Origin of the sequence: Nocardiopsis sp. B62, from assembly GCF_018070675.1 — a bacterium.
GTDB classification, from domain to species: Bacteria; Actinomycetota; Actinomycetes; order Streptosporangiales; family Streptosporangiaceae; genus Nocardiopsis; species Nocardiopsis prasina.
Map to the genome: position 1 here is coordinate 35,949 of NZ_JAGPXK010000030.1, position 19,268 is coordinate 55,216.

Annotated in this window: 16 protein-coding genes; 12 read left to right on the forward strand and 4 right to left on the reverse strand. The window is 70.2% G+C overall.

Going from position 1 to position 19,268, the window contains the following annotated elements:
* Nucleotides 1-250: 250 nt before the first annotated feature.
* Nucleotides 251-1,537 carry a HAMP domain-containing sensor histidine kinase gene (locus KBX21_RS23015; RefSeq protein ID WP_210843638.1) on the reverse strand — a complete coding sequence of 429 codons (1,287 nt, stop codon included), beginning with the start codon at nucleotides 1,535-1,537 and terminating at the stop codon, nucleotides 251-253.
* A 65-nt stretch (nucleotides 1,538-1,602) separates the two neighbouring features.
* Complete coding sequence (locus KBX21_RS23020; protein WP_026128827.1) at nucleotides 1,603-2,271, reverse strand: response regulator transcription factor; 669 nt, start codon at nucleotides 2,269-2,271, stop codon at nucleotides 1,603-1,605.
* 330 nt (nucleotides 2,272-2,601) lie between these two features.
* Between KBX21_RS23020 and KBX21_RS23025 the strand changes: the two genes are divergently transcribed.
* Both KBX21_RS23025 and KBX21_RS23030 read left to right on the forward strand, forming a co-directional pair.
* Nucleotides 2,602-3,165, forward strand: coding sequence for a hypothetical protein (locus tag KBX21_RS23025; RefSeq protein WP_049569900.1), 564 nt, complete (start codon nucleotides 2,602-2,604; stop codon nucleotides 3,163-3,165).
* A 171-nt stretch (nucleotides 3,166-3,336) separates the two neighbouring features.
* Nucleotides 3,337-3,867 carry a hypothetical protein gene (locus KBX21_RS23030; protein ID WP_049569897.1) on the forward strand — a complete coding sequence of 177 codons (531 nt, stop codon included), beginning with the start codon at nucleotides 3,337-3,339 and terminating at the stop codon, nucleotides 3,865-3,867.
* A gap of 115 nt (nucleotides 3,868-3,982) precedes the next feature.
* Here the strand turns inward: KBX21_RS23030 and KBX21_RS23035 are convergent, their stop codons facing one another.
* On the reverse strand, nucleotides 3,983-6,115 hold the full coding sequence (locus KBX21_RS23035) for a bifunctional UDP-sugar hydrolase/5'-nucleotidase (protein ID WP_210843640.1): 2,133 nt from the start codon (nucleotides 6,113-6,115) through the stop codon (nucleotides 3,983-3,985).
* Nucleotides 6,116-6,498: 383 nt separating this feature from the next.
* Here KBX21_RS23035 and KBX21_RS23040 point away from each other — a divergent pair, with 383 nt between their 5' ends.
* A complete protein-coding gene (locus KBX21_RS23040; RefSeq protein WP_199776510.1) occupies nucleotides 6,499-6,990 on the forward strand; it encodes a hypothetical protein in 492 nt (163 codons plus the stop codon).
* 78 nt (nucleotides 6,991-7,068) lie between these two features.
* Here the strand turns inward: KBX21_RS23040 and KBX21_RS23045 are convergent, their stop codons facing one another.
* On the reverse strand, nucleotides 7,069-8,127 hold the full coding sequence (locus KBX21_RS23045) for a serine/threonine-protein kinase (RefSeq protein WP_049569888.1): 1,059 nt from the start codon (nucleotides 8,125-8,127) through the stop codon (nucleotides 7,069-7,071).
* Between the two features lie 181 nt (nucleotides 8,128-8,308).
* Between KBX21_RS23045 and KBX21_RS23050 the strand changes: the two genes are divergently transcribed.
* The 9 genes from KBX21_RS23050 (at nucleotide 8,309) to KBX21_RS23090 (ending at nucleotide 19,224) form a co-directional block, all read left to right on the forward strand.
* Nucleotides 8,309-8,716 carry an MmcQ/YjbR family DNA-binding protein gene (locus KBX21_RS23050; protein WP_210843642.1) on the forward strand — a complete coding sequence of 136 codons (408 nt, stop codon included), beginning with the start codon at nucleotides 8,309-8,311 and terminating at the stop codon, nucleotides 8,714-8,716.
* Between the two features lie 15 nt (nucleotides 8,717-8,731).
* Nucleotides 8,732-10,957 carry an ATP-dependent RecD-like DNA helicase gene (locus KBX21_RS23055; RefSeq protein ID WP_210843644.1) on the forward strand — a complete coding sequence of 742 codons (2,226 nt, stop codon included), beginning with the start codon at nucleotides 8,732-8,734 and terminating at the stop codon, nucleotides 10,955-10,957.
* Nucleotides 10,958-11,300: 343 nt separating this feature from the next.
* A complete protein-coding gene (locus KBX21_RS23060) occupies nucleotides 11,301-11,756 on the forward strand; it encodes a hypothetical protein (RefSeq protein ID WP_210843646.1) in 456 nt (151 codons plus the stop codon).
* A gap of 109 nt (nucleotides 11,757-11,865) precedes the next feature.
* Nucleotides 11,866-13,767 carry a YncE family protein gene (locus tag KBX21_RS23065; RefSeq protein ID WP_210843648.1) on the forward strand — a complete coding sequence of 634 codons (1,902 nt, stop codon included), beginning with the start codon at nucleotides 11,866-11,868 and terminating at the stop codon, nucleotides 13,765-13,767.
* A 121-nt stretch (nucleotides 13,768-13,888) separates the two neighbouring features.
* Complete coding sequence (locus tag KBX21_RS23070; protein ID WP_210843650.1) at nucleotides 13,889-14,317, forward strand: (deoxy)nucleoside triphosphate pyrophosphohydrolase; 429 nt, start codon at nucleotides 13,889-13,891, stop codon at nucleotides 14,315-14,317.
* Nucleotides 14,318-14,485: 168 nt separating this feature from the next.
* Nucleotides 14,486-16,378 carry a translational GTPase TypA gene (gene typA / locus KBX21_RS23075; protein ID WP_049569874.1) on the forward strand — a complete coding sequence of 631 codons (1,893 nt, stop codon included), beginning with the start codon at nucleotides 14,486-14,488 and terminating at the stop codon, nucleotides 16,376-16,378.
* 111 nt (nucleotides 16,379-16,489) lie between these two features.
* Nucleotides 16,490-17,155, forward strand: coding sequence for a DUF6758 family protein (locus KBX21_RS23080; protein ID WP_049569871.1), 666 nt, complete (start codon nucleotides 16,490-16,492; stop codon nucleotides 17,153-17,155).
* A gap of 56 nt (nucleotides 17,156-17,211) precedes the next feature.
* Nucleotides 17,212-18,087 (forward strand): PHP domain-containing protein, encoded by an 876-nt coding sequence (locus KBX21_RS23085; protein WP_049569868.1) that lies wholly within the window; start codon nucleotides 17,212-17,214, stop codon nucleotides 18,085-18,087.
* 105 nt (nucleotides 18,088-18,192) lie between these two features.
* Complete coding sequence (locus KBX21_RS23090) at nucleotides 18,193-19,224, forward strand: MBL fold metallo-hydrolase (RefSeq protein ID WP_210843652.1); 1,032 nt, start codon at nucleotides 18,193-18,195, stop codon at nucleotides 19,222-19,224.
* The last annotated feature ends 44 nt before the right edge of the window (nucleotides 19,225-19,268 follow it).

Consider the following 19,268-nt stretch of genomic DNA (forward strand, 5'->3'; position numbering starts at 1 on the left):
TTCCTCGCTGGCGGCCTGACTCGTCTTGCACAGTGCCTGCTGAAACCCGGACTCTCCGGCGCTCGAACGGGCAAGCCCCTCTGTGGCCTTGGCAACCGGGGGGTGCCCGTTCGGGCGCCGACAGGGTTCTGGAGGTGCCGGAGGTGGGATTGCGAGGAACGAGCCAGCACACCGTAGGTGCCGAAGGTTCCTGCCCTTCCTGGCGCCCGAACACGGGCCGAAGCGAAGCGGAGGCCCAAGGAGACACAGGTCAGACGGGGCCCGTCATCTTGGACAGCCCCCCCGCCCCGGCGGGCAGGAACAGCGCGAAGGTGGTCGGTCTGGTCTGCACCAGTTCCACCCTCGCGCCCTCGGACTCGGCGATGTGGCGGGCCAGGGCGAGCCCGAGACCGGTGCCGCCGCCCCCGCTGACCTCGCGTTCGAAGATCCGCCCGGACAGGTGCTCGGGAACGCCCTCGCCCTCGTCGCTGACCTCTATGCGCACGGACTGACCGGTGTCGAGGCGGCGGATGGTCACCGTCCCCGCACCGTGCTTGTAGGCGTTCTCCACCAGGGTCGCCAGGATCTGGGCGAGGTCGGTGGGGACGGTCATGGCGGTCAGCCCGGGGTCTCCGGTGACGAGCAGTCGGCGTTTCTCCTGTTGGAAGACGGGAGACCACTCGGCTTGGAGGTGGTTGAGCACCGGGTCGAGCTCCACCGGTTCCACCTCGGGGTTCTGGCTCTTGCGGGCGCGGCCGAGCAGGCTCTCCACGGTCTCCACGAGGCGTTCGGTCTGGGCGAGGGCGGCCTCGCCCTCCTCCCTGACCACCTGCGCGTTGCCGGACTCGGCGATGATCTCCTCCAACCGCATGGTGAGCGCGGTCAGCGGTGTGCGGAGCTGGTGTGAGGCGTCGGTGGCGAAGTGGCGCTCGGTGGCGATGAGCCCGGCGATGCGCTCGGCGCTGCGGTCCAGCACCTCGGCGACGCGGTCGGCCTCCGGGATGCCGTAGCGGTGCCCCCACGGTGTGGTGACCCCGGAGCCGAGGCGTTCGGCGGTGGCGGCGAGGTCGACCAGGGGCAGGGTGAGGCGGCGGGCCTGGAACATGGACAGGCCCACGGCGACCCCGATGGCCAGCAGGGACAGTGAGGCGATCCCCAGCCAGGCGCGGACCACGCTCTCCTGCACGTCCTCGCCGTCGCTCCACACTTCGACCCTGGTGTCGCGGCCGGTGGTGACGGTGGCCCTGAGCAGGCGCGGTGAGTCCACGGCCTCGGGGTTCAACGCGGGATCGCCGGCCGTCACGGCGGTCGGTTCGCCCGCGGGCGTGATGCGGACGAACCTGTTCGGGTGTTCCCGGTCGAACTCCGCCAGGTCCAGCTCGCCGTGGAGCTGCAACATGTTGTCGCTCTCGGCGCCGATCAGTTCGGCCTCGCCCTCAAGCTGCCGACTGGCCTCGTCGTGCACCAGTTTGTAGGTGAGCGCACCCAGGGGCAGCCCGAGCAGCATGACGGCGATGACGGTCACCACCAGGGTGGAGAAAACCATCCGCCTGCGCATGTCACCTCACGTCCGTCCGACCCCCTGGGCGGTCGACTGGCAAGCGCGTCGAACCCAAGGTCGTGTCAGTCTCGTTCGAACCGGAAACCCACGCCCCGGACGGTCGTGATGTAGGAAGGCTGGTTGGCGTCGTCGCCGAGCTTGCGGCGCAACCAGGAGATGTGCATGTCCAGGGTCTTGGTCGACCCCCACCAGTTGGTGTCCCACACCTCCCGCATGATCTGTTCTCGGGTGACCACCTTGCCCGCGTCGCGTACGAGGACGCGCAGCAGGTCGAACTCCTTGGTGGTCAGTTGGAGCTCGCGGTCGCCCAGCCAGGCACGCCGAGAGTCGTTGTCGATTCGGACACCGTGGACCACCGGTACCTCGGCCCCGCCACGCCGCAGCAGGGCGCGGACGCGGGCCAGGAGTTCGGCGAGCCTGAACGGTTTGGTCACGTAGTCGTCGGCACCGGCGTCGAGGCCGACGACTGTGTCGACCTCGTCCGCTCGGGCGGTCAGGATCAGGATCGGCGTTCCGTGACCCTCGGCGCGGAGCCGACGTGCCACCTCGAGGCCATCCATTTCGGGGAGCCCGAGATCCAGGACCATGAGGTCGATGTCTCCCGCACGGGCGCGGTCGAGTGTCTCAATGCCGTTGACGGTCACGTCTACCGTGTAGCCCTCGCGTCGGAGTGCGCGCGCGAGAGGCTCGGAGATCGAGACATCGTCTTCGGCCAGCAAAACGCAGGTCATGGAGCCGATCGTAGGTCCAGGGTGGCGCATTTCCCTATTATGCGCGCCGGATGGCCCAAGGTTGGCCGAAAATACGCGAATCACATACCGGTCAAATAGTGCAAATGGCTATCAGCAGCCCTTTCTTTGCACGTTCTTGGTGAAACTGGGAAGCTGGAACGCGGGGTGTAGGAGTGCCCTCCGCCAGAACCCACCTGACAGCAGAGGAGCCAGGACGTGAATCCCCATCCGCCGCCCCCGGGCGGTAACGAATTCGGCTTTCCTCCGCAGGGCCCGCCCCACCCGACGCCGCCGCCTCCCAGGGGTCGGTACGGAACCGGCCTCGTCGCGGTGCTCGCCGTCATCGCGATCCTGGCCGGGGCCTCCTTCCTCGGCAGCGGACTCGCCCTGGGCGGCGTCGTGACCGGTCGGATCGCGGCGGAGCGGGAGCCCGAACCCGCTCCCTCACCGTCCCCCTCGCCCACACCCGAGGAGTCCCCGAGCCCCACCGAGGACCCCTTCCCCAGCCCCGAGCCCACCGAGGAGCCCAGCACCGTCCCCACGCAGGAGCCCGAGGATTTGGCGACCGTCGAGGACATCATCTCCGAGCTCAGCGGAGACCACGGTCTCGAGGCGGGCGTGGACAAGACCGACGAGATCTGTGACGACGAGGAGGCCTTCGCCTGCACGGGCGCGATGGACACCAACCTGGCCCGCATCATCGCCTTCGAGGACATCTTCTCCGCCTCGATTGTCATCGCGGGGCTGCGAGCCCAGATCGAGGAGGACGACAACGACGTGGTCGACGCACAGAACGCCTGCCACATCGTGTTCATCTGGTTCGAGGGCAGCGGCATGGACCAGTCCGAGCGTGACGACATGACCAGCGACGCCAGGAACTTCACCGGTTGCTGACCCGCTGGCCACCAGTCCGCGTCGTAACGCGCCCAATTGAACACTCTGAGTGATGATAGGGGTGGCAATGGTGGTGTTGGTGGTGGTTGGCGGTCCTCCGGGGCCGCACCCCACCGGGCCCGTCACCCATCTCGGACCCCGATCCCGGTCCGGGGCACGTGAGGAGTGTGGATGGTGCGGCGCAACGACAAGGCCGGAAGCCGACCGGGTGGCCCGAAGGGCCCGACCAGACCAAGGGGATGGGGGGAGTGGCGGGGGACGGGGACACCCCTCGGGGCGCCGGCCGCGCTGACCCTCGCCCTCGCCGTCGTCCTACCGACCGCGCTCGCGGCTCCGGCCGCCGGGCACACCGTCGCGGAGGCCGTACGCGTGGAGACCCCGGTGGCCCCCTCCTCGGACGAGGCGGCCCATCAACCCGAGGCCACCGCGTTCTCCCACCGGCACTACTACTCCACCTGGCGCGACGCCCGGACCTACTGGTCCCAGGAGAGCCGCTACCCCACGGGCGGCTGGCTCTGGGCCGGGCGCCACTACTTCTTCTGCCAGGTGGAGGGCGAACCGCACTCCGACGGCGAGGACGGCTACTCCACCTGGTGGGCTCTGACCGACGACGACACCGGCAACCGCGACGTCTTCGTCAGCGCCACCGCCTTCCGCGACAGTGAGCCATGGAAGCCGATCGAGGGGCTGCCCCGCTGCTGACTGCTCCCGCACCCCTGGGACCGGCCCCACATGACGCGCGGGCCCGTCCGAGTCTCCACTCGGACGGGCCCGCGTTCGCTGTCCGACCCGCGTCGACGACGGGGTCCGGTCGGGATCAGCCCTCGATCTCCCCGGTGCCCGCCGACCTGCGCCCACGACTCAGGTAGAGGGCCGCGCCACCGGCGCCGATGGCGACCAGGGCGGCGATGACCAGGCCGGTCAGGGCCCCACCGGTCACCGGAAGGGTGCCGCCCTTCTTGTCGTCGGGGACGCCGGGCTTCTGGTCGCCCGGACCGTCGGTGGGCCCGCTCGTCGGGCTCTCGCTCGGACTGGGGCTGGGGCTCGGGCTGGGACTCGGCGACGCGGGCGGATCGGTGTCGTCACCGTCGTCGTCACCGCCGGGGGGCACCGTGGCCTTCTCCCCGACCACGATGCGGCCTGCGCCGCCCTCGGGGTAGTCCTCGGCGCTGATCCCGCCGTCGAGGGTCCCGCTGAGGAAGCGCTCCAGCGCGCCCTGGTAGGTGGAGCCCACCACGGTGTAGTCGGCCCCGCGGAACGGGTACATGTCGCCGCCGCCCGCCGAGAAGTCGTTGGTGACCACCGTGATGGCCGCGCCGTCCACGACCTCGCCGTCCTCGACGATGACCGTGCCGTCGTGCAGGATCGCGTTGCGCACCCGCTCGCCCTGGGTGAGCACCTCGCCGTCCTCGTCCACGACCTGCGCGGTGCGCTCGGGGTCGTAGGCGAAGTTGACTCCTGCGACCTGCATGAACCCGCCGTCGGCGGAGGGCGCGGAGGCCACGCCGCGCTCCAGCAGCTCCTTGATCTGACCGCGGGGGATCTCGGGGACCACGGCCACCTGGTTGGCGAACGGCGCGATCGAGTAGGTGTCCAGCACCGTCAGCGGACCGGCCGGGATCACCGAGGCGTTGCGGATGCCGCCGCCGTTCTGGATGCCGATCTGCGGCTTGGGGACGCCGTACTCCTCGGCGTTGCGCTCACCGGTGTCCAGCAGGGCGTCGGCCATGAGGCTGCCGAGGTTGGTCTCCTGCGTGCGTACACCCGGGTTCTGCGTGCCGTCCAGAGCGACCTCGCTACGGGCCACCTCGGTCTCCGCGAGCTCGGCGACGTAGTCGGTGACCGGCTTGGTCACCTCCGCCTCCACCTCGGGGTGCGGTTCCACGGCGTCCTCGCCGGTTCCGGAGACCCGGACCGGGCCGGAGCGGTCGCCCACGGAGAGGAGGTCCCCGGCGGCGTCGAAGTTGAGGACCAAGCGGCCCACGTACTTGTAGTCGGAGCCCGCCGTGACGATGGGCACCTCCTCGCCGTCCGCGTTGTCCGCCAGCAGCGGGTAGGACAGCGGCTCGCCGGTGCCGGGGTGGACGGTGACCTCGTCACCGGGGACCAGGGCGTCGTCGGGGTTGGCCATCACCTCGTGGCCGCCACCGGCCACCATGGCGTCCACACCCGTCAGTTCCTTGGCGACCCGCTCCTCGTAGGTGATGTTCTGGAGGTGCGAGATGAGGATGATCTTGTCGACGCCCTCCGCGGAGAGGCGGTCGACCTCGGCCTGGACCGGGCCGACGACCTCGTCGACCACGACGTCGCGCGGGCTGGTGATGGTGGCCAACGGCGGGTAGAGCGCGCCGACGATACCGACCTTCTCGCCCTCGACCTCGGCGACGGTGCTGGGGGCGATCCGTCCCTCGGCCTCCAGAGCGGCCAGCGAGGCCTCACCGGACACGTCCACGTTGGCGGCGACCACGGGGGTGCTCTCGGGCAGGACACCGATGAAGTCGGCGTACACGTCCGGACCGAAGTCGAACTCGTGGTTGCCCATGGAGATCGCGTCGTAGCCCATGTGGGAGGTGGCGATCGCGTCGTAGAAGGGTGCGCCCTCCTCCTGGGAGGCGGCGAACTCCGGGCCGGGCAGGTACAGGTCGCCGGAGTTGACGGCGACCACGCCGCGGTTGGCGGACTCGCCCGAGCCGGCGCCGGTGCCCGCGTTCTCGCTGTCGCGCAGCTGGTGGAGCAGGCTGGCGTAGCGCGCGGCGCCGCCGAAGTCGGGGTCGGCGGAGGAGTGCAGGAGGGCGGACTCGGGGTCGTTGCCGTGCAGGAGCGTGAGGGTGAAGGCCGCGTCTCCGTCAGGGGTGTCCGTGGGTGCGTACGCGCTGGCCGCCGGGGCCAGGGGCACCATCAGCGCGCCCGTCAGGATCAGTGCGCCGGTCGCGCGCACGAGTCTGGACATGTCTGCTGTGACTCCTTTGGGGGACTGTGCGGGGATTCCGCCCCGGGGGCCGGAGGGGGCGGAGTTTTTTCACCCTAGATGGGGACGGGTGTTCGGGCACGGGCCCGGGGGTTACGATTTGCAGAACCTCCCGTGTGCGTGCAGGTTCGCGCACTGAGACGATAGCCCAGGGTCACGTCGGGGGTATTGCGGTCGCGTTCCGTAGTTGGTTTCGGACCAACCCGCGTCGGAGCGGCCCCCGGGACTCGCGCTCCCACGACGCCGCGCCCCTACCATGGAGGGGACAGTCGGCTCGATTCCCTCGGAGGACGTCCGTGTTTCCCTCTGGCCAGGACCCGTACGACCCCGACTCGGGACGGAGCGGGGTGCCCTCGCAACGGGGGATGCCCGACTTCGACGCGCCCCACCTGGAGGCCCTGCGTCCCGACGCCCCCATGCCCCGCAGGGTCGTGACCGTCCGCACGCTGATGTTCGTCGGCGGTGTAAGCGGACTCCTGCTCCTGCTGCTCTTCCTCATGGGGCTGTCCGCGCCCGCCGAGATGATGGACGAGGCGCTGGAAGAGCAGGCGGCGCTCGCCGCCGAGCAGGGTGTGGCACTGGCCTTCGACGCCGAGATGATGCGCGCGCAGATGAGCCTCATGGCCGTGGTGACGGGGATCTACGGGTCGCTGTCCCTGCTCATCGCCAGCAGACTCCGCCGTCGCACGGTCGGCGTCTTCTGGAGCACTCTGCTGTTCCAGGGGGCCGCCGCGGGCATCCTGCTGTGGTCCCTGCTCGGGGGCGAACTCCTCGCGATCGTCCCGCTGGGCTTCGCGGCCGCGATGCTGGCCTTCATGTGGTCCAAGGAGAGCCGGGCCTACTTCGGCCTGCTCTGATCCCACTCCGCTCGCTCCGCGCCCCCTGCCGACCCCCGCAGGGGGCGTCGTGCTTCCCGCACTCTTGCCGGGCGTGCCCTAGCCGGGCGGGCGGCCGAAGAACCGGCCCTCGCGGGGCGGCAGGGGCGATCGCACCGCGACCCGGGTCCAGTGGCGCTCCAGAAGTCCGCGCACACCCCCGTCTCCCACGCCGGCCCGGGCCCGGACCCCGCCCTCCGTTCCCTCCAGGTCCAGGACCGCGCGCAGCAGCTCCCCGGAGCGCGGGCGCTCGTCGGGGTCCTTGCTGAGCGCCGCCACCACCAGCTTCTCCAGCCCCACAGGCAGGTACCGCAGGTCGGGCTCCTCCATGGTCACCCTCCGGGCCATCTCCCTGGGCGGCGCGGTGCCGAACGGGTCGTGCCCCACGGACGCGAAGGCCACCGTCGCGCCCCACAGGAACACGTCCGACGCGTGCGTGGTGGGCTGACGCCGGTACTGCTCCGGGCTGATCCACCCCGGGGTGCCCCGACGGTCGAGCATCCGGGCGGTGCGCTGGTCCGCCAGGGTCTCCGGGGAGGGCAGCCCGAGCGTCCGGTAGGCCCGGCGCATCCGGCGCAGCCGCCGCCACTTGGTGGGGTCGGGGTCCTCCGCGGCGTGCGCGATACCGAAGTCCAGGAGCTTGGGCCCCCGGCCGGACAGCACCACGTTGCCGGGCTTGAGGTCGCGGTGCACCACCCCCGCCGCGTGCACGGCGCGCAGCGCCTCGGCCACGCCCGCCGCCAGCCCGAGAAGCATGCCGCCGCGCAGCCGTCCGAACCGCTCCACGTGGTGGCGCAGGGTCGGCCCCGGGACGTACTCGGTGATCATCCACGGCGGCAGGGCCTCCACGTCCGCGCGCACGAACCGCGCCACGCACGGGCTGTCCACCTTGGCGAGCAGACGGGCCTCGTGGGTGAAGCGCTCCCGGATCCGCTGGTCGCGCGCGAGTCCCGGGTGGGCCACCTTGACGGCCAGGTAGCCGTGGGCGCCCGGGGACTCGGCGGCGTACACGGTGCCCATGCCCCCCGAGCCGACCCGGCCGCGTACCCGGTGCCCCGCGACCTCCACGGGGTCCCCCGGTTCGAGCGGGGCCAGCCTGCGTACACCGCGCGCCTTCATGGGCACTCCAACCGGCAGTGGGGGAGGTTCGAGCGGATCATATCCGTGAGTCCCCTCCTCGGGCCCGTCTCCGCGGCGTCGGGAGAGTTGTCCACAGGCTGGGGGAGGGGCCCCGAAGGTCGGTGCGCTCTGGCAGGCTCGAACCGGACACCGGTCGAACACCGGGCGTGGGGGAGAGGGCATGACACCAGAACAGTTCATCGACGCGGCGCTGTGGTTTCCCGAGGCCCGGGAGAGTGAGCCCTTCGGTCCGGGGCCGCTCGTCTACAAGGTGGCCGACCAGAGGATGTTCGCCCTCCTCACCGGGGGTTCCGCCGAGGAGGCCGTCACGGTCAACCTCAAGTGCGACCCCGAACTCGCCCTGGACCTGCGCGGGCGGTTCCCGGCCGTCACCCCCGGCTGGCACATGAACAAGCGGCACTGGAACTCCGTGCGGTTGGACGGCTCCGTCCCCGACGACGAACTGGTGGAGATGCTGGTGCACTCGTACACCCAGGTGGCTGCGGGGCTGCGCCGTGCGGACCGGGACCGCGTGCTGGCGGTCCTGGGGGACGAAGCCCCGCCGCTGCCCGGCACGGACGACCGCTGAGAGGAGGGTGGTTCCATGTCCACGCACTCGCGGGCGGTGGTCCAGGGCGTCCTGGAGCGCGTCACCTTCGCCAACGAGGAGAACGGCTACACCGTCGCCAAGGTCGACACCGGCCGTGGCGGCCACGACCTGCTCACCGTGGTCGGCTCGCTGCCGGGCGCCCAGCCCGGCGAGTCCCTGCGCATGTACGGCCGCTGGGGGTCGCACCCCCAGTACGGCCGCCAGTTCCACGTGGACGACTTCACCACGGTGCTGCCCGCCACGGTGCAGGGCATCCGTCGCTACCTCGGCTCCGGGTTGATCAAGGGGATCGGGCCGCGTATGGCCGAGCGGATCGTTGACCACTTCGGTACCGAGGCCCTCGACGTCATCGAGGAGGAGCCCGCCCGCCTGATCGAGGTCCCCGGACTGGGGCCCAAGCGCACCGGACTCATCACCGACGCCTGGGAGGAACAGAAGGCCATCAAGGAGGTGATGGTCTTCCTCCAGGGGGTGCAGGTCAGCACCTCGTTGGCCGTGCGCGTCTACAAGAGGTACGGCGACGACTCCATCCGGGTGGTCCAGGAGGAGCCCTACCGACTGGCCTCGGAGGTGTGGGGGATCGGGTTCAGGACCGCCGACACCATCGCCCAGGCGGTCGGCGTCCCGCACGACAGCCCCCAGCGGGTGATGGCGGGCATCCAGTTCACCCTCTCGGAGTCCGGCGGCGACGGGCACTGCTTCCTGCCGGAGGAACGGCTCATCTCCGCCGCGGTGAAAATCCTCCAGGTGGAGACGGGGCTGGTCATCGAGTGCCTGGCCGAGCTGGTCGCCGCCGAGGGTGTGGCCCGCGAGACCGTGCCCGGCCCCGACGACGAACCGGTCCGCGCGGTCTACCTCCTGCCCTTCCACCGGGCCGAGATCGGCCTGGCCGCCGGTCTGCGCTCCCTGCTGGAGACTCCACTGGAGCGTCTGCCCGCCTTCACCGACGTCGACTGGCCCAGGGCCTTCGACTGGCTCGACAGGCGTTCGGAGTCCACCCTCGCCGAGGCCCAGCGGGACGCGGTCCGCGAGACGTTGACCAGCAGGGTCTGCGTCCTCACCGGCGGGCCGGGCTGCGGCAAGTCCTACACGGTGGCCTCCATCGTCACCATGGCGTCGGTGAAGGACGCGAGGATCATCCTGGCCGCGCCCACCGGACGGGCCGCCAAACGCCTCACCGAACTCACAGGCCACGAGGCCTCCACCGTCCACCGGCTCCTCGAACTGCGCCCCGGCGGGGAGGCGGCGCACGACCGCGACAACCCCCTGGACTGCGACCTCCTCGTGGTGGACGAGGCTTCCATGCTCGACCTCGTCCTGGCCAACAAACTGGTCAAGGCGGTCCCGCCCGGGGCCCACCTGGTGTTCGTCGGCGACGTGGACCAGCTGCCGTCCGTGGGCGCCGGGCAGGTTCTGCGGGACCTGTTGGAGGAGGGCTCCCCTGTACCGCACGTGCGCCTGACCCACGTGTTCCGCCAGGCCCAGCAGTCCGGTGTGGTCACCAACGCGCACCGGATCAACCAGGGGGAACCCCCCGAGTTCCAGGGCATGTCCGACTTCTTTCTCTTCGCCTGCGACGAGGCCGAGGAGACCGCCGAGACGGTCGTGGACGTCGTGGCGCGGCGCATCCCCCGACGCTTCGCCCTCGACCCCCGCAGGGACGTACAGGTCCTCACCCCGATGAAGGGCGGCCCGGCCGGGTCGGTCAACCTCAACGCGGCGCTCCAGACCGCGCTGACACCGCCCGGAGACCACGTCCCCGAGCGCAGGCTGGGCGGCCGGGTCTACCGCGTGGGGGACAAGGTCACCCAGGTGCGCAACAACTACGACAAGGGCGCGAACGGGGTGTTCAACGGGACCCTGGGGGTGGTCACCGGCATCGACCAGGTGGGCCAGGAGCTGACCGTGCGCACGGACGAGGACGAGGAGATCGCCTACGACTTCGCCGAGCTGGACGAACTCGCCCACGCCTACGCCGTCACGGTGCACCGGTCCCAGGGCAGCGAGTACCCGGCGGTGGTCATCCCCGTCACCACCTCGGCGTGGATGATGCTGCAACGCAACCTGCTCTACACCGGGATCACCAGGGCCAGGAAGCTGGTCGTGCTGGTGGGCTCCCGCCGCGCCCTGGCCCGCGCGGTGGCCAACGCCTCCTCGGGACGCCGGTACACCTCCCTCGCGCACCGCCTGCGCAGACCGCTCGCCGTGTCCTCCGACTGACTCGCGCACTTTTCGTCCCCCAATTTCCGACATGGGGATCTCTTTTTCGCGAGTTTCCTATTCGCGACTTTCCAGGCGACTTCCAAGACGAACGTGAATCTGTCCGGAAACCGCATGACCGATCCGGGTAAATGGTTCATCATGGGGGTATGGAAGGACGCGGAGCCGCCCGGCCCCCCTGACGCGATGAGCCCTCGGAATCCGGCCCCCCAGTGCCCTTTCCGAGGACGGCTCCCGGACGCCCCTTCCTCCGATGTGGATCACGTTTCGACCACCGAATTCCGGGCGGTTGTGCGTCGTGCCCGCGAAGCCATGACAACCGACAACAGCGATGGGAGACGCCATGACCTTCAAGAACATATTCGGCAACGGGGGAAAGGAGGCCGGTGCCGCCGAGGAGTCGGCCAGGGACGTCCACGGCAGGATCCCCGGCGCGCGCCCCGAATGGGAGGGCGTCGATCCGGAACTCTTCGACGGGATCCCCGAGGTCGAACGGGATCCGAAACTCGTGCGCGAGACCTCTCCTGAGGCGCTGAAGATCCTTGGCGGCTTCGTCGCCCCCCTGTTCGGGAACACCCGGGCCGCCGCCACCGAGCAGCGGGCCGCCAGCGAGGACCCCGGTTCGACGACCGACATGGCCTCCTCCACCAGGGACGAGGCGTCCGGGAAGGTGACGGTGGAAGTCGAGGAGGAGGACCAGCCGAGCATCAGTGACCAGGACCGGGAGGAACTGAGGAAGGACAACGAGCGGTCGACGGAGAACGTCAGGGGTTTCGACCGAAAGCCGACCACGGACTGAATCCGGGCCGGACGTTCGCTCCGATCGGGTGTCCCTTTCACGCCGGTTGGCAGGCGACTTCCAAGGACGCCCGGAAGACGCATTCGACCATTCGAGGAGGACGAAGGACATGGGCGGCCCCACCAGGAACAACGTGAGTACGACTCGTCTCGGAGAACGGTTCATCCGCCACCCGATGACGGGGAGGAACCTCAGGGAACTCGACATCGCCGCCAAGGCGCCCGTCATCCTGGAACGGGACAGGGAGAAACTCAGGAGGAAGGCGGAGAAGAAGACCCCCGACGGCAGGGACCGGTACGTGTACCCCACCGGCTTCTCCCTGAACAAGGGTCGCTTCGGCGATTTTCCCGAAAGGGAGGAGGCGGCGCACCAACGCGGGTGGCGCGCCTACATGACGGTCGGTGTGCCCCTGGTCGAGGAGCGGGGCGACATCACCCAGCCGCCGCCCGACGTGGTCTCCAAGCAGACGTACGTCAACCGGACCGACCCCACCCCGACGACCTGGTCGCACACGGTCGAGTTCTCGATCTCCAACACGATCAGCTGGTCGCTCCAGGGCCAGGTGCAACTCACCTTCGGGGCCAAGGCCACCGCCTCCCTGCAACAGCAGCTACAGAAGAGCATGGCGCTGAACAACTCCCAGAAGACCACCCTGAAGAACAGCAAGGACAACCAGGGCGTCGACACGGAGTCCCAGTCGCAGACGACGAGCACGACCACGGCCACGGGCACCGCGACGGGCACCGGGGAGCTGTCGGCCCAGCTGATGCTGGGGATCACCGCTTCGGTGAGCGGTTCGCTGACCACCGGCTTCAAGACCTCCTCCACCCTCAGCGGTGAGGTCGGCAGCAGGGTGGACGTCCTCGCCACGCAACGGCGACAGGTGCGCAGGTTCGACTACGAGTTCCCCATCACCTTCGGCGGCTGGGTCGCCCTGTACTACCCCGAGCCGGTCGAGGTCAGGGAGGTGCGGCCGGACGGTCCCCAGGCCAGGAACCCGAAGCACTCCAGGGTGCTCGCGTGGAAGCTCGGCGAGACCGGGACGGACCAGGACGCCTTCGACCTCACCGACGACGGCAGGCCCTTCATGCAGAGGGGAGAGGCCGAGCTCGTCTCCACCCTGGCCGGAGAGCACGAGGTCTTCGAACTTGAGAACCTCGTCTTCGAGGAGAGGCACCACCCCCTCCACAAGGACGACGGCGTCGAGATCCCGAAGAGGGCCCCCGACGAGATCGCCACCGGATTGGGCAGGGCCGAGGGCCTCGCCCTGGACACCGCCAACCGCCGGGCGTACGTCGTCGAACGCGGCAGCGGCGGCAGGCTCCACAGGGTCGACCTCGACACCGGTGTGACGGAACGCGTCGCGGAGAACCTGGGAGACACCAACGACGTGGCGCTGGACCCGGCCGGAGACCGGGCCTACGTGGCCGACTACGGCAACCGGCGCCTGCTCGCGGTGAGCCTCTCCGACCCCTCCGCCACACCCACCGCGGTCGTCCAGGGTGTCCACGCCTACGGCGTCGCGCTGGCACCGGGCGACGACAGGGCCTACGTGAGCGACTTCGCAGCGGGGAAGCTGATCGAGTACGAGCTGGACGGCGATTCCGCGCGGGAGCGGCGCTCCTGGACCGTGCCCAGGGCCGCGGGGGTGGCGCTGCACGGGGACCGGGCCTACGTCGGGCAGTTCGACAGCGGCGAACTGTACGAGGTCGACCTGTCAGTGGAGGACGCCTCCCCGCTCAAGGTGGCGAGCGGTCTGGGGCACAGCGTCCGCGTGGCGTCGGACGGCGCGGCCAACGCCCACGTCTGCGATCCGGCGGGCGGCAGGTTGCACGAGGTCGTCCTGACCGACGGTGTGAGCAAGGGCCTCCAACGAGCCGTGGCCGACGGACTCGGTGCGGTCTGCGGTGTGGGGCTGGACCACGGCGACGGCTCGGTCTACGTCAGCACCCGCGACGGCAGGCTGTCGCGGATCCCCGGCCTGCTCGACGACCCTTCGGCGGAGTCCTAGCGCCGGTTCCCGGTTCGGGCCGGGGACCGCCGGGGCCTCGCTGCGGCCGGCCCGGTAACGGCCGGTCCCGGCCAACCCGGGTGTCGGCCGCCTCCACCGGGAGGGCCTAGGGTGGTTGTTCGTGCGACAGACACTGATCGTGGTGGGCGCGGCCATCATCCGGGACGGACACGTCCTGGCCGCGCAGCGCGCCGAACCCGAGCGCCTGCGCGGGCTGTGGGAGTTCCCCGGAGGCAAGACCGAACCGGGGGAGACCCCCGCCCAGGCGCTGGTCCGTGAGTGCCGGGAGGAACTGGGCGTCACCGTCCGGGCCGGGGAACAGATCGGCGCCGACGTGCCCTTTCCAGCCCCCTCCGACGGGCACACCCGCCCCGCCGTCCTGCGCCTGCTGGGGGCCGAACTCCTCACCGGAGAGCCCCGGGCGCTGGAGCACCGGGAGGTGCGCTGGGTGCCCGCCGAGGGGCTCCGTGACCTCGACTGGATGCCCGCCGACATCCCCTTCCTGGCGGAGCTCACCCCGCTCCTCCAGACGCACGAAAGCCCTTCATGACAGGGATGACGCACGGTCGGACACCCCCCGGCGCAACCCCCTTCGGGGTGACGAAACTAACCGGGGTGACCTGTACGTTTCCCAACCAGCCCGCTATGACCGCATAAACTGGCTACGGGCCGTGGCACTCTGCGGTCTCTACCCAGTACAGGAGATCGAGACTTAAGCATGTCCAGCGCTACGCCCGTCGAGGGCTCCGCCCGCCGCAGTGACCTGCGCAACGTCGCCATCGTGGCTCACGTCGACCACGGCAAGACGACCCTCGTTGACGCCATGCTCTGGCAGTCCGGAGTCTTCCGGGAGAACCAGGATGTCGACGACCGTGTGATGGACTCCAACGACCTGGAGCGCGAGAAGGGCATCACCATTCTCGCGAAGAACACGGCGGTGCACTACACCACGCCCGAGGGCGAGGACGTGGTCATCAACATCATCGACACCCCCGGTCACGCCGACTTCGGTGGCGAGGTCGAGCGCGGCCTGTCCATGGTGGACGGCGTCGTTCTGCTCGTCGACGCCAGCGAGGGCCCGCTCCCGCAGACCCGCTTCGTGCTCCGCAAGGCCCTCCAGGCCAAGCTCCCCGTCATCCTCGTGATCAACAAGGTCGACCGGCCCGACAGCCGGATCGCCGAGGTCGTGGACGACACCTACGAGCTGTTCATGGACCTGGACGCCGACGAGTCGCAGATCGAGTTCCCGATCGTCTACACGTGCGCCCGTGACGGCAAGGCCTCCCTGGAGCGCCCCGCCAACGGCACCGTGCCCGACAACGACAACCTCGTCCCGCTGTTCTCCACCATCCTGGGCACCATCCCGGCCCCCGAGTACGTCCCGGACGCGCCCCTCCAGGCCCACGTCACCAACCTGGACGCCTCCCCCTTCCTCGGCCGTCTGGCCCTGGTCCGGGTCCAGCAGGGAGAGCTCCGCAAGGGTCAGCAGGTCGCGTGGATCCGCACGGACGGCACCACCCAACAGGTCAAGATCACCGAGCTGCTCATGACCGAGGGTCTGGAGCGCAAGCCCGCCGAGAAGGCCGGCCCCGGTGACATCGCGGCCATCGCCGGTATCGAGGAGATCATGATCGGCGAGACCCTCGCCGACCCCGAGAACCCCGTGGCGCTGCCGCTCATCAAGGTGGACGAGCCCGCCATCTCCATGACCATCGGTACCAACAACTCGCCGCTGGTCGGCAAGGTCAAGGGTGCCAAGGTCACGGCCCGTCTGGTCAAGGACCGCCTGGAGAAGGAGCTCGTCGGCAACGTCTCCCTGCGCGTGCTCCCGACCGAGCGTCCCGACACCTGGGAGGTGCAGGGCCGCGGCGAGCTGGCGCTGGCCATCCTGGTCGAGCAGATGCGCCGTGAGGGCTACGAGCTGACCGTCGGCAAGCCGCAGGTGGTCACCAAGAACATCGACGGCAAGGTGCACGAGCCGGTCGAGCGCCTCACAGTGGACGCGCCCGAGGAGTACATGGGCGCCATCACCCAGCTCCTGAGCGTCCGCAAGGGCCGCATGGAGAACATGGTCAACCACGGCACCGGCTGGGTCCGCATGGACTGGCTGGTCCCGTCCCGCGGCCTCATCGGCTTCCGCACCGAGTTCCTCACCGAGACGCGCGGCACCGGTATCGCCAACCACGTCTTCGAGAAGTTCGAGCCCTGGTTCGGTGACATCCGCTCCCGTCCGAACGGCTCCCTGGTCGCCGACCGCGCCGGTGTGGCCGTCGCGTTCGCGATGTTCAACCTCCAGGAGCGCGGCACGCTGTTCGTCGAGCCCACCACCGAGGTGTACGAGGGCATGATCGTCGGCGAGAACTCGCGCTCCGACGACATGGACGTCAACATCACCAAGGAGAAGAAGCTCACCAACATGCGCTCGGCGACCGGCGACGAGCTCGTCCGCCTGGTGCCGCCGCGCAGGCTCTCCCTGGAGCAGGCCCTGGAGTTCTGCCGCGAGGACGAGTGCGTCGAGGTGACGCCGGAGAACGTCCGCATCCGCAAGGTCATCCTCGACCAGAAGGAGCGCGGCCGGATCACGGCGAACCGGAAGCGTCAGCAGCAGTAGGCGGTGAACGGCGGCCCTTCGGGTCCGCCGTCGCCCGGAGCGGGCGGGTTGCGATCGCGCCCCGCCCGCTCTGCGTTTTCACAGGACACCACTCGGGTAAACACGTAGAACATGAAAGCCCAGCCCTCGTGTCCACGTTGCGGACGCGCCGTGCAACCCCCGGGGTTGTGGACCAGCGCGTGGAGGTGTGACGCCCATGGGGCGGTGGCACCCCTCCAGGGAGTGCGGGCACCGGGGCCCGCCGCACTCGACTCCCTCCTCTCACAGGCAGGGGTCCCCGTGTGGATTCCGTGGCCGCTGCCGACCGGCTGGGTGGTCACCGGGTTCGCGGAGGTGGGTGACGAGCGCAGCGGTGCCCTGGCGGTGGCCGTGGCCCTGTCCGGTCCCAACCCCCTCGGCGGCGTCGGTGAGGCCGTCATCGTCGCGGAGGACCCGGGGATCGGCCTCGGCGCCCGCATCGCGGGCCTGGAGGGCCCGGACCCCGGCCACGGGTTCGACTCCGGTCCGCCCGACGCCAAGGTGCGTTTCGACGGGCACGAGGTGGCGCTGTGGAACCTCGATGTGGGGCGCGAGCGCGCCGCCTACGCCGGTGAGGCTCTCTCCCACTGGCTGTGGCTGGTCTTCGCGTCCGCCGACACCGGCCTGCTGATGTGCGAGGTCAGCTCCCTTCGGGACCTGCGCGACCTTCGAGACGGCGGTGTCGCCCAGGAACCGCCGTTCGGGGCGCCCAGCCCCTTCCTCAGCCGCATCCTGGTGGTCGAGGGCGAGCAGGACTGAGCCCGCCCTCCGTCCCGCACCGAGCGGGAACGCCCCCGCTTACGTACAATCGCCCGGTGACACGTATCGACCTGCACTCCCACAGCTCGGTCTCCGACGGGACCGACGCCCCAGCCGAGGTCATCGCGTACGCGGTCGCCGCCGGACTCGACGTACTGGCCCTGACCGACCACGACACGGTCGGCGGGATCGAGGAGGCGGCGGCGCATCTGCCCTCCGGGTTCACCCTGGTCCCGGGCATGGAGCTGTCCTGCGCCTATGAGGGCTCCAGCGTCCACCTGGTCTCCTACCTGTTCGACCCCGGCTCCTCGGGGCTGGCCGCCGAGCTGCGCCGTGTGCGCTCGGACCGGGCCTCGCGCGCCGAGGAGATGGTGCGCAAGCTCCAGGAACACGGTGTGGACGTGACCTGGGAGCGGGTCCTGGAGATCGCCGGGGCGGGCGAGGCGCAGTACGCCGACGCCAACACCATCGGCCGCCCGCACCTGGCCAGGGCGGTGGTGGAGGCGGGCGCTGCCCGGGACGTGCAGGACGCCTTCGACAAGTGGATCGGATCGGGTGGCCCGGCCTACGCCTCCCGGTACGCGATCGACCCGGTTCGCGCTGTCGAACTGGTCCGGGAGGCGGGCGGGGTCTGCTCGCTGGCGCACCCGGGGCGGGCCGAGGGCGCCACCAACGGCGCCGTCCCCGTGGAGCTGGCCGAGCGCATGGCCGCTGCCGGCCTGGGCGGGATCGAGGCCGACCACCCCTCGCACAACCGGCCGCAGCGCAAGTTCTGGCGGGGTGTGGCCGCAGACCTGGGCGTGGTGGTGACCGGTTCCAGCGACGACCACGGCGCCCTCACCGGGCACCGGCTGGGTTGTCGCACCACGGCTCCGGAGGCCTTCGAGGAGCTCACAGCCCCCGCGACCGGTGTACCGCTGATCGTGGGGTGACCTGCCGCCGGAGCCGGACGTTCGGTACGGTACGGACCACTGCGCGGGGACGCGAGAATGGTCGCAGCGATTTAGCACTTACCCCTGGATGAGAGGTCTGGAGCCGTGTTCTGGAAGCGGAAGCCGAAGAAGCAGGACGGCCAGGAGGCCACCGATTCCGCTGCGGAGGTCGCGGAGGACGTCACCGAGGAGACCGAGGACGACGCGGTCGACACCAAGGAGACCAAGGACAAGACCGAGGACACCGGGTCCGGGAACGAGGCTGACGCCGAGGACACCGAGGACACCGAGGCCAAGGCTGACGGGTCCGACGCCGACTCCACCGAGGCCGACGAGTCCGACGAGGACGCCAAGGACGCCAAGGACGAGCCCAGGGCCGAGTCCGACGATGAGGCCGACACCGAGGCCGAGGACGACATCGAGTCCGACACCAAGGCCGAGGACGACACCAAGGTCGCCACCGCGTCCGTCGACGAGGACGACGAGGTGGAGGAGGTCGGTGTCACCGGCCCCGACTCGGACGGAGTCATCCGCGTCCGCACCGCCGGGACCTTCGAGTTCGACGGCGAGAAGTACGAGATCATCAGCAACACCTGGATCATCGAGGCCGACAAGGACGGCGTCGTGATCATCGACCCCGCCCACGACGCCGAGGCGATCATGAAGGCCGTCGGCGACCGCGAGGTCTACCTGGTGGCCTGCACCAACGGCTACAGCCCCCACATCGAGTCGGCCCTGGCCATCGCGGAGGAGACCGAGGCCGACATCGCGCTGCACCCCCGCGAGATGCGTGCCTGGCGCCGCATCCACGGAGCGGAGCACCGCCCGGAGATCGACGTCGAGGGCGAGGGCGCCCTGGACATCGGCGACCTGCACATCGACGTCCTGGCCCTGCCCGGCACCACCAACGGCACCGTCGGCTTCTACGTGAGCGAGCTCGGGGCCGTGTTCAGCGGTGACACCCTCCGCAAGGGCGAGCCCGGCATGGTCGGCAACACCTACATCGACTACACCACCCAGCTCGCCTCCATCGGCGAGAACCTGCTCTCCCTGCCGCCGGACACCCGCATCCTCCCGGACCGCGGCCCGTCCACCACGGTCGAGGCCGAGGGCCGCAACTTCGACTCCTGGGTCTGACCCCCGGACCCCGTCAACCCCGAACGGCCGGGCCGCCCCCCCCA

What these genes read in the sequence shown, in the direction of transcription:
- KBX21_RS23045 (WP_049569888.1), bottom strand. Translation starts at nt 8,127, where the DNA reads ATGAAGGCGCGCGGTGTACGCAGGCTGGCCCCGCTCGAACCGGGGGAC.
- KBX21_RS23050 (WP_210843642.1), top strand. Translation starts at nt 8,309, where the DNA reads ATGACACCAGAACAGTTCATCGACGCGGCGCTGTGGTTTCCCGAGGCC.
- KBX21_RS23060 (WP_210843646.1), top strand. Translation starts at nt 11,301, where the DNA reads ATGACCTTCAAGAACATATTCGGCAACGGGGGAAAGGAGGCCGGTGCC.
- typA (WP_049569874.1), top strand. Translation starts at nt 14,486, where the DNA reads ATGTCCAGCGCTACGCCCGTCGAGGGCTCCGCCCGCCGCAGTGACCTG.
- KBX21_RS23030 (WP_049569897.1), top strand. Translation starts at nt 3,337, where the DNA reads ATGGTGCGGCGCAACGACAAGGCCGGAAGCCGACCGGGTGGCCCGAAG.
- KBX21_RS23015 (WP_210843638.1), bottom strand. Translation starts at nt 1,537, where the DNA reads ATGCGCAGGCGGATGGTTTTCTCCACCCTGGTGGTGACCGTCATCGCC.
- KBX21_RS23065 (WP_210843648.1), top strand. Translation starts at nt 11,866, where the DNA reads ATGGGCGGCCCCACCAGGAACAACGTGAGTACGACTCGTCTCGGAGAA.
- KBX21_RS23040 (WP_199776510.1), top strand. Translation starts at nt 6,499, where the DNA reads ATGCCCGACTTCGACGCGCCCCACCTGGAGGCCCTGCGTCCCGACGCC.
- KBX21_RS23020 (WP_026128827.1), bottom strand. Translation starts at nt 2,271, where the DNA reads ATGACCTGCGTTTTGCTGGCCGAAGACGATGTCTCGATCTCCGAGCCT.
- KBX21_RS23055 (WP_210843644.1), top strand. Translation starts at nt 8,732, where the DNA reads ATGTCCACGCACTCGCGGGCGGTGGTCCAGGGCGTCCTGGAGCGCGTC.
- KBX21_RS23035 (WP_210843640.1), bottom strand. Translation starts at nt 6,115, where the DNA reads ATGTCCAGACTCGTGCGCGCGACCGGCGCACTGATCCTGACGGGCGCG.
- KBX21_RS23080 (WP_049569871.1), top strand. Translation starts at nt 16,490, where the DNA reads ATGAAAGCCCAGCCCTCGTGTCCACGTTGCGGACGCGCCGTGCAACCC.